The sequence below is a fragment of the Roseateles sp. P5_B10 genome (assembly GCF_056400485.1).
In genome coordinates, this window is sequence record NZ_JBFULE010000515.1 from 1 (window position 1) to 3,799 (window position 3,799).

Annotated in this window: 3 protein-coding genes; all 3 read left to right on the forward strand. The window is 66.6% G+C overall.

Features of this window, described 5'->3' with window-relative positions; genetic code table 11:
* Nucleotides 1-620: S66 peptidase family protein (locus tag AC1DU6_RS22965; protein ID WP_477859843.1), on the forward strand; the 620-nt coding region annotated here is incomplete at its 5' end.
* Nucleotides 621-770: 150 nt separating this feature from the next.
* Entirely contained in the window at nt 771-2,960 is a 2,190-nt protein-coding gene (locus AC1DU6_RS22970) for an ABC transporter substrate-binding protein (RefSeq protein WP_477859845.1), read from the forward strand.
* The coding region (locus AC1DU6_RS22975; protein WP_477859846.1) for an ABC transporter permease at nt 2,960-3,799 on the forward strand (840 nt) is incomplete at its 3' end. The genes AC1DU6_RS22970 and AC1DU6_RS22975, both read left to right, overlap by 1 nt.

The following is a 3,799-nucleotide window of genomic DNA, read 5'->3' on the forward strand; positions in this document are numbered from 1 at the left end:
GGCCGCTGGCTTGTGACGACTTCGGCCGCAGTGAGGCCGATGGCGGTGTCGACGAGGTCACGCGCGACTGCTTCCTGGAAGCCATGAGCGGCGCGCTGGAGGCCGTAGGCTTCCGCGAGCCGACCGGTGGCTTCGACGGCCTGGAGGCGCGCGGGCGGCTCTGGGGGGGCAACCTCAGCGTGCTGTGCTCGCTGCTGGGCACGCCGCACTGGCCCAAGGTCAAGGGCGGCATCCTGTTCCTGGAAGACGTCAACGAACATCCCTACCGCGTCGAGCGCATGCTGCTGCAGCTGCAGCAGGCCGGCGTCATCGATGCGCAGGCGGCCGTGCTGCTGGGCGACTTCAGCGGCGCGGCCAAGTCGCCGCTGGATCGTGGTTATGGCATCAAGGACGCCGTCGCCGCGCTGCGCGCCCGCACCAAAACGCCGGTGCTGACCGGCCTGCCGTTCGGCCATGTGCGTACCAAGGTCTGCCTGCCAGTTGGCGGCACCGTGGAGCTCTATGTGCAGCGGCGCGAGGCCATCCTGGGCTGGCAGTCGGACCCGCGCCTGGCGCACGGCGCGCATGACCACGATTACGACTGCGGCGATGACTGCGGTCACGACCATCACCATCACTGAAGTCACCCCGGGTTTTCCACGCCGCTTTCTCGGGGGCGGGCAGCGTTGTATAGACGAGTGCCCGACTATGATTCCCGCTATCGCCTCGGCCTGCCGCCGGGGCGCTTGTCGTTTGAGGGTGTCGGCGTGGCGGGAGTTTTCGGTTGGGCGGTGAGAGCCTTGGGCGCGTTGGCGTTCGGCCTGCTGTCCGGCTGCAACAACAGCCCGCATCCTCTCGGCGCCGAGCGCGAGAACACGCTCTACATGGCCTTTGCCGAGCGCTCGCCGCGCTATCTGGATCCGACCTCGTCGTACACGGCCCCCGAAAGCACCTACACCTACGAGATCAGCGAACCGCCCTACGGCTACCACCCGCTGAAGCGGCCCTACACGCTGATCCCACGCGCGGCCGCCGGACYGGCGCAGCCTTACTACCTCGATGCCAAGGGCCAGCGCCTGCCCGACGACGCGCCGGACGAGCAGATCGCCGAGGCGGTCTACGACATTCCCATCCGCCCGGGCCTGCAGTGGTCGCCCCACCCGGCCTTTGCGAAAGACGCCAAGGGCGGCTACCTCTACCACCACCTCACGCCCGGCGAGCTGGGTGACAAGCGCAGCCCCTTTGACTTCAAGCAGCTGGGCACGCGCGAGGTCGTCGCCGAGGATTTCGTCTATGCGCTCAAGCGCCACGCCAACCCGCGCATCGAGACCCCGGTCCAGGCCGTGTTCTCCGAGCACGTCCTGGGCCTGAAGGACTATGTTGCGCAGATAAAGCGCGAAAGCGCCAGCCAGCTGGCCGGCCAAGCCGAGAGCCTGGCGGACAAGCCCTTTCTCGACTTGCGCCGCTGGCCGCTCGCCGGGGCGCAGGCCGTGGGCGACCACCTGCTGCGCATCCGCCTCAAGGGCCGCTACCCGCAGTGGCGCTACTGGCTGGCCACCAACTTCACGGCCGCCATCCCCTGGGAGGTGGACGCCTTCTACGCCCAGCCCGGCATGGCCGCCAATTCGCTGACCTGGAATCAGTGGCCGGTGGGCAGCGGCCCCTTCATGATGACGGAGTACGTGCAGGACCGCCGCCATGTGATGAGCCGCAATCCCCACTACCGGCCCGACACCTACCCCTGCGACGGCAGCCCCGGCGACGCTGAGGCCGGGCGGCTGGCGGATTGCGGCAAGCGCGTGCCCTTCGTCGACAAGGTCGTGGCCATCAACGTGAAGGAGAAGGTGCCAATCAAGGAGCTGTTCAAGCAGGGCTATCTCGACCTGCCCGAGATGGACCGCGCCGACTGGGGCGTGAACCTCGCGGTCGACCGCGACGACTCCGACGAAGTGCGGGCCTTCTTCGAGCAGCGTGGCTTCCAGCTGCCGATGGATGTCGACATCAGCAGTTGGTACCTCGGCTTCAACTGGCTGGACCCGGTCGTCGGCAAGGGCGACACGCCCGAACAGCAGAAGCGCAACCGCGCGCTGCGCCAGGCCATCTCGATTGCCATCGACTGGGAGGAGGGCTATGGCCGCATCTTCCGCGACAAGGGCGGCGACGCGGCCCACGGCCCTATCCCGCCGGGTGTGTTCGGATCGAAGGAGGGCGAGCCCGGTGAGTTCAACCCGGTGACGCACACGCTCGTCAACGGCAAGCCCGTGCGCCGGCCGCTGCAGGACGCCCTCAAGCTGATGGCCGAAGCCGGCTACCCCGACGGCCGTGACGTGAAGACCGGCAAGCCGCTGGTGCTGAACTACGACTTCCAGCGCGTCATCACGCCCGAGCTCAAGGCCGAGAACGACTGGATGGTGCGCCAGTTCGCCAAGCTCGGCATCCAGCTCGACATCCGTGCGACCGACTTCAACCAGTTCCAGGAAAAGATCCTCAAGGGCAAGCACCAGATCTTTTGGTGGGGTTGGTTCGCCGACTACCCCGATGCCGAGAACTTCCTGTTCCTGCTCTATGGGCCCAACAGCAAGAGCCTGCACGAGGGCGAGAACACGGCCAACTACGCCAACCCGGAGTTCGACCGCCTGTTCCGCAAGCTGCAGTCGCTGGAGGACGGGCCTGAAAAGGCGCGGGTCATGGCGCAGATGAACGACGTCGCCCGCCAGGACTCGCCATGGGCCTGGGGTTTCTGGAGCTACTCTGGCGTGGCTTTCCAGCGCTGGGTGCACAACGGCAAGCCGGGCGTCGTCGTGCGTGACCGCGCCCGCTACCTGCGCGTGGATGCGCAGGAGCGCACGCGCAGCATCGCCGAGTGGAATCGGCCGGTCTGGTGGCCGCTGCTGCTGCTGGCAGGCGGTGGGCTGGCTGTCTTCATCGCGACGCGTCGCGCCTGGCAGGCCCGTGAACAAGCCACCGAGAGGAAAGCCTGATGCTGGGYTTCATGCTGCGCCGCCTGGGCTATGGCCTGGCCATCCTCGTCGGTGTCAATCTCTTCACCTTCTTCCTATTCTTCTCGGTCAACACGCCCGACGACATGGCGCGGCTGAACATCGGCGGCAAGCGCGTCACGCAGGAGCAGATCGAGAAATGGAAGACCGAGCGCGGCTATGACAAGCCGCTGTACTTCGACGCCAGCAAGTCTGGGGCGGAGCGCGTCACGCACACCATCCTGTGGGACCGTTCCATCAGCCTGTTCGCACTGGACTTCGGCAAGAGCGATGCGCGCCAGGCCATCAACATCGGCCACGAGATCAAGGTGCGCATGGGCGTCAGCCTGCAGCTGGCACTGCCTCTGTTCATCCTGCAGGTCATCGTCAGCATCGCCTTCGCGCTGCTGCTGGTGTTCTTCCGGCACAGCAAGATCGACTTCTGGGGCGTGGTGCTGTGCGTGCTGATGCTGTCCATCAGCAGCCTGTTCTACATCATCGTCGGCCAGTTCCTGTTTGCGCGTGTGCTCAGGCTGGTGCCGATGAACGGCTTCGCGCCGGGGCTGGATGCGGTCAGGTTCCTGGCCCTGCCCATCCTGCTGTCGCTGCTGTCGCGGCTGGGTGGCGAGGCGCGGCTGTACCGCGCGATGTTCCTGGAGGAGATGGGCAAGGACTATGTGCGCACCGCACGCGCCAAGGGCCTGAGCGAGGGCCGGGTGCTGAGCCGCCATGTGCTGCGCAATGCCCTCATTCCCATCATCACCAGCGCCGGCAGCTATCTGCCCTACGTTTTCCTCGGCAGCCTGGTGTTCGAGAGCTTCTTCGGCATACCGGGCCTGGGT